This window comes from Methylomagnum sp. (genome assembly GCF_054333355.1).
On record NZ_JBTEKS010000283.1, the window covers coordinates 1 to 5,681 of the forward strand.

Here is a 5,681-nt window from a genome sequence, read left to right on the forward strand (position 1 = left end):
CACGTCCTCGTGGTCGCCTCCGTCGCCGAGGTGGTCTTGAACCTCAACCTCCACCACCGGGCGCTGCTCGAGGTCCTCGGCGAACGCTATGTGGCTTTATATGCCAATTCGGGATGAGGGGGGGTGCGGAATGTCGGCTAATACTGCAAATGTAAGCGCACGAAATTACCTCCTTCCGGTGTGACTGACATTCCGGAAGGAGGATTTAGCGGTCGGCCCTGAGCTTCGGCATTTATTCCAGCACAGAGCGGGATGGACTTGTCCCGGGGCTAGGGCGTCGGTTTGCCGCCGCCGAACGAAGGAATGAACTGGGTGAAAAAGTCCGCCCGGTCGTCGTTCTTGGCGCGGGCGTCGGCCAGGGCCTGGGCGATTTCCCCCTTCAGCTTGAGGTCGGACAACTGCGTGCCGGGACGGATGGGTGCCCGGTCGGCTTTTTCCAGATAGGGCAGCGCCTGGTCGAACTCCCCGTCGCTGAGCAGGAAATCGCCGTAGAAATAATTGGTGTCGATGGCGTCCGGGTAGAGCTTCAAGGCGGCTTCGAAATAGGGTTTGGCGATGTCGTCATCGCCGTAGGAAATGGGCCAGCCCGGCAGCCGGTGATAGAGGTTGCCGAGGGCGATATAAGCGGACGCTTCCATGGCCCTGGGGTCGAGGGCGATGGATTTTTCCAGCAGCGTCCGGGCCTGTTCCACTTTGCGCAAGGCGCTGAGTCCGAATTCGGCCCCGGCGTAGGTGCAGAGGACGATGGCTTCGAGAATGAGAGGGTCGGCCTGATTGGGCTGTTTTTCCGACGCCGCGTGGACCCGCGCCAACAGGTCTTTGAATTTGGCGGCGTGCTGGTCTTCCGGCAGGGTGTAGAAGATCACCGCCCATTCGTCGTGCAGGGCTTGCAGCGTCGTGGAGAAATCCGGCTCCGCCGCGTGGGATTGGCCGGGGGGAAGGAGCGTCAGCGTCAGGCAGGCGAGGACAATGGACAGGAGTCTTGGGGCGTTGGCTGGAATCACGGGGTCACGGGCGGGGCTGGATGGGGAATGCCGGGCATTTTAGCCGAGAACGGGGGAACTGACGGGGTGGGCGGGTCAGGGTTTCGCCCCTTGGCCTTGCCGCATCGTCCCCACGGTCTTTGTCGCCGCCATTAGGTTAAACGCCGTTAAGCGGCTTGGCATGAGGAGTCCGAACTTCAGTTTGGGCGTGGCTCAATGCCTTACGCCTTAGCCCAAACTGAAGACGCTTGCGTCTGGCATGAGTACATGCCCGACCTACTGCATTCTTGCCGGAATGACGGGGTTTGGAGCGGCCACCCTAATACGGCGGCTCCGCCGGTCCCTCGTAGCCACACATCCCCATGCGCGGCGAATTCACCAAGGCCACCGGCTCGCCATAGTTCTCGTGGGGATGGCCCTCGACATGCTGATCGCACAGCAGGCCCGATTCCTCATGTTCGTAGACGCATTCCGAGCAAAACCACGTCGCGGGCTGCTGGCATTCCATGCACTCGAACACCGGCACCTCGTTGCGCATCAACAGGGTGATCGGATGCTTGGTCAGCGGCTTGCCCTGGCGACTCCCGACGGACTTTATCAGGGTTTCCGACGAGGCTCCGAAATCATAGATGTGGGTCAGCTCCTCGCCCCCGCCCAAAGCATTTTCCATGGACCGGCTCTTGGCGATTTCCCCGCCGCCCCATCCGTCCTTGGAAAACTGGCTCATATGGCCGCAGCATTCCAGCCATATCGCCCGCAGGTAATCGTCCAGATCGGACAGTTTGGCGGTGCCGCGCATTTCCAAATCCAACCAGTATGCGGGCTGCCCGGATGCCTGCACGCGCAGGTGATAAAGCGTCTCGGACTTCCGCTTGGATTGCTCGGCGTAGGCCACGGCGGCCTGGCAGGCGGGGCAGGACGCGAAATGGCGGGAGGCGGCGGCTTTGCCGACGTCCTTTTTGCAATAGGCGCAGATGCCTTTGGTTTGTTTGGCGCGGGCCATGGGGGCCTCCTATGGTTAGGATTGATCTTGGGATCAGGCACGGCGGTCGTGGACTGAAGCCCACTCCCACAGCGGCAATCACAGGGTCCGCAACAAGCGCCGCGCCTCCTGCTGCATCCGCGTGCGATAGAACAACAGCCTCCAGCGGGCACCGCCGCATTGCCGCCACAACACCACCGAGCGAATCCCCGCCAACAACAAGGCGCGGATGCGCTGGCCGTTGTCGGAATCGGCGAGATACATCTGCTCCCCCGTCACCAATACGCGGGGCTGCAACTGGCTGAGGGTTTGCTGATAGGCTTCCGCCAAGGCTTGGTAGACGTCCTCGTGCAGCACGCCGACCGCCTGGGCACGCTCCGCCGCGCCGTGCAGGGTGACGCCGATGGATTCCACCATGGCGGGCTGCTTCATCAGCTTGCGTTCCAAGAACACCAGGGTCGAGGCGTACCGCGCCTGTTCCTTGTCCACCTTGTCCGGCTCCGCCAATTGCTGATCCAACTGCCGCAAACCATGGGCGAGGCGGGACAGGTCGCCGTACACATCCAACACCTCGTCCGAGTCGATTTTCAAGGTGCTGGCGAGGCAGGTTTCCATGGCCTCGCGGTCGGCGATGCCGCGCTTGGCGATTTGTTGGACGAGGGAAAGCGCCTGGGACAGTCCGGCCAGGGCGATGGTTTGGTTGGTTAGGGTTTTTATCATGGGGAACCCACTCACGAGTCTGAAATCCGCTAGAAACATAAGATCATTGGCCGAAACGAGTGTATTTGACGGCATTGCCCTTGGCTAATTCCACGGGATATTTGGCCGCGTTCTTGTCCATCTTCTCCCGCACTGCCGCCTCCATGTCCACGCCCAGCAAATCCGCCAGCCGCAGCAGATAAATCTGCACGTCGGCGAGTTCTTCCCGCACCGCCTGAAAATCTTCCGGCTTATCGGCCAAGCGGCGCGATTCCTCCTCGGTCAGCCATTGGAAGTTCTCCAAAAGTTCCGCCGCCTCCACGGCCAGGGCGGTGGCGATGTTCTTGGGACTATGGAATCGGTTCCAATCCCGCGCCTCGGCGAAGTCCCGGAGGCTGTGTTGGATGGCTGCGACGTTCATACCGATGGCTTTCCTCTTCGACGATATTTTTGATTAATGCGGAATAAGCGAAAATAATGGGATACAGAAGCTCGGCGAGTGTTCGATGGGCCAGCCGCCACGCCGGAGCGCCCGAGCCTATAACCATGACCACATACACGCTCCGAGGGTAGACGCCAATGGAAAATCTGCTGCAAAACTTACAACGTACAATCAAAGCCCTGGAAACCCTGACTGAGAAAAATCTGCCGCAAGCCGAGCAGATAGATGAGTTGCTCGATCAGTTGTTCCAACAAAAAATCGACTTGGTGAACCTCACCACCAACACCGCCGCCCCGGTTTACCAGCAAGCCACCCAAGCCCTAGGCCAAGCGGCCGCCAAGGCGGAGAAGGCCGTCAAGGACAACGGCCAAATCCGCGACGCGCTCGCCTCGGTCACGGACGCCATCGGCAAACTGACCAAACTTTTGAACCACGTCGCTTTGTAAGGCGGTGCTATCCTTCGGGTAAGCCCCACCAAGGAAGAGCTTACCCCGGTCAGCGATGCCTCGCTGGCCGGGGATTTGCTGGGGCCGCGATGCCTACGCACCCAAGGGAGACCCGCCATGTCCACCAACCATTCCCTGCCCAGCTTTCCCGACAGCGCCCCGACAGCGCCCGCCGCCCATCCTAGCAAATTCCAACAGCACCGCTGCCCGCCCATCGAAGCGGTGGCCTATGCCCGCTTGGAACAGCGGGTGGGCCGCTGCCACCTGAACCAGCGGCTCGGGATCGAGCATGATTCCGAAGCCCGGGTGTTCGGCCAGGGCCGCACCTTTTTCCACATCGAGAACTGGTATTCCGTCCATGGCCTGATGCGTCATGTGTTGCGGCTGGCCGGGCTGCACACGCGGGGCCGCCAGAACGCCCGCCGCGTCGAGGTGCTACGCAATGAATTCGCCTTGGAGTCACTGCCGGTCGAGTTCGAGGGCTACACCCTGCTGCACATCAGCGACCTGCACCTGGACATGGCGGCGGACATCCCCGACGCGCTGATCGAGGCGATTGGCCGCGCCGGGCCTTACGACCTGTGCGTCATCACCGGCGACTTACGCGCCCGGACCTTCGGGCCCTACGGCGGCGCGCTGGCCGGGATGGCGCGGGTGTTCCCCCACATCCAAAGCCCGGTGTACGCGGTGCTGGGCAATCACGACACCATCCGCATGGCACCCGGCCTGGAAGACTTGGGGCTGCGCGTGTTGCTGAACGAGTCGGTCAAGCTGGAAAAGGACGGTGCCGCCATTTATCTGGCCGGCATCGACGACCCCCATTACTACCGGGCCGACAATCTGGAAAAAGCCACCGACGCCATTCCCGACGGCGCCCCGTCCATCCTGCTGTCCCACTCGCCGGAGATGTACCGGCACGCCGCTTACGCCAATTTCGACATCATGCTCAGCGGCCACACTCACGGCGGACAAATCTGCCTGCCGGGCCGCATTCCCCTCATGTACAACGCCAGGGCGCCGCGCTCGCTGTGCAACGGCTATTGGCGCTATCACGGCTTGCAGGGCTACACCTCGGTGGGCAGCGGGGTCAGCATCGTGGATGTCCGGCTGAATTGCCCGCCGGAGATTACCTTGCACCGCCTGCGCCGCGCCTGACAACGACCCGTGGGAGCGGGCTTCAGCCCGCGACAGCCGAGCCTGATCGTGGGCTGAAAGCCCACTCCCACCACCGTACGCACGCTTATTTTCAATAGGGCCGGTCCCGCACATGCAGGGCGAACAAAACCCGCGAGAACGCCAGCTCCAAAATCAGAAACAGCAGCACCAGCCACAAGATGTAATCCCAGCCCAAGCCCAATTCGCCGCGCACCGCCAGCAGGGGAAGCAGCGATTCCGGCACTTGGTCCAGCCCCAGGGCCATGGCGCTGGAAGGCAAGCCAAACCGGCGCTTGAGAAAACTGGACAGCAAATCCCCCAGCATGGCGCTGCCGCCGAACGCCACGCCGAGCCAGACCGGCCAGCCCAACGCCACGGCGGCGAACCCGCTCAACACCACCGCCGCCGCCAATCCGCGCCAGGTCTTCGACGGTCCCAGCACCGGCCCGCCATCCCGCCACCGCGCCGCGCCGTCCACCGGCCAAGCGCCGCGTGCGCCCAGCGCTTTCTTCACCAGGACGGGCGCCCCGTTGGCGACCATCAGCAGAAACAAAAGCTTGAATGTCAGCATGGCGTTCGGCTCGTGGGGTGTTTTCACAAGCCGCTATTATCGCCATTGGGCAGCGCCCCAGATGCAACCCGCCACCATAAAAAGCCCGCACCCGTCCGTCATCCATAACGAAGCTTGTAGGTCGGGCTTTAGCCTGACCCGTCCTTCCCCGCCGGGCGTCGGGCCGAAGCCCGACCCACACGGGTTGCTTAGGGCTGAGCGGTTGAATAGGCGGGTCCACCCGGTGCCGGATCGGGATTGTAGGCGGTGGCTTGACCTGCGCCGACGCCCGTCTGAGTCACCGACAAGGCTTGGCCCGACGAAGCGCCCGCGCCGTAATTGGTGATGGTGAGCGCGTTGTACGTGCCCTCTTGCGAAATCGCCAGGGCGCCGCTGCTTTGATTTTCCAGCTTGAGGTAGCCGT

General features: G+C 62.4%; 8 protein-coding genes. 2 read left to right on the forward strand and 6 right to left on the reverse strand.

The window, feature by feature from the left end:
• Positions 1-269: 269 nt before the first annotated feature.
• The 4 genes from ACXWUF_RS17200 to ACXWUF_RS17215 all read right to left on the reverse strand — a co-directional run bounded on the left by ACXWUF_RS17200 (position 270) and on the right by ACXWUF_RS17215 (position 3,085).
• Positions 270-1,004: a hypothetical protein gene (locus tag ACXWUF_RS17200; RefSeq protein WP_458495846.1), complete on the reverse strand. Its 735-nt coding sequence runs from the start codon at positions 1,002-1,004 to the stop codon at positions 270-272.
• Between the two features lie 298 nt (positions 1,005-1,302).
• Complete coding sequence (locus ACXWUF_RS17205; protein WP_458495847.1) at positions 1,303-1,986, reverse strand: hypothetical protein; 684 nt, start codon at positions 1,984-1,986, stop codon at positions 1,303-1,305.
• 78 nt (positions 1,987-2,064) lie between these two features.
• Entirely contained in the window at positions 2,065-2,685 is a 621-nt protein-coding gene (hflD, locus tag ACXWUF_RS17210; protein WP_458495848.1) for a high frequency lysogenization protein HflD, read from the reverse strand.
• 43 nt (positions 2,686-2,728) lie between these two features.
• Positions 2,729-3,085, reverse strand: a complete 357-nt coding sequence (locus ACXWUF_RS17215) for a nucleotide pyrophosphohydrolase (RefSeq protein ID WP_458495849.1) — start codon at positions 3,083-3,085, stop codon at positions 2,729-2,731.
• Positions 3,086-3,243: 158 nt separating this feature from the next.
• On the opposite strand from ACXWUF_RS17215, the gene ACXWUF_RS17220 reads away from it, so the two are divergent.
• Positions 3,244-3,552, forward strand: coding sequence for a hypothetical protein (locus ACXWUF_RS17220; protein WP_458495850.1), 309 nt, complete (start codon positions 3,244-3,246; stop codon positions 3,550-3,552).
• 117 nt (positions 3,553-3,669) lie between these two features.
• Complete coding sequence (locus tag ACXWUF_RS17225) at positions 3,670-4,707, forward strand: metallophosphoesterase (protein WP_458495851.1); 1,038 nt, start codon at positions 3,670-3,672, stop codon at positions 4,705-4,707.
• Between the two features lie 91 nt (positions 4,708-4,798).
• Here ACXWUF_RS17225 and ACXWUF_RS17230 read toward each other — a convergent pair whose 3' ends face one another.
• Both ACXWUF_RS17230 and ACXWUF_RS17235 read right to left on the reverse strand, forming a co-directional pair.
• Complete coding sequence (locus ACXWUF_RS17230) at positions 4,799-5,278, reverse strand: CDP-archaeol synthase (RefSeq protein WP_458495852.1); 480 nt, start codon at positions 5,276-5,278, stop codon at positions 4,799-4,801.
• Positions 5,279-5,466: 188 nt separating this feature from the next.
• Positions 5,467-5,681 (reverse strand): hypothetical protein (locus ACXWUF_RS17235; RefSeq protein WP_458495853.1); only part of this gene is annotated, 215 nt, incomplete at its 5' end.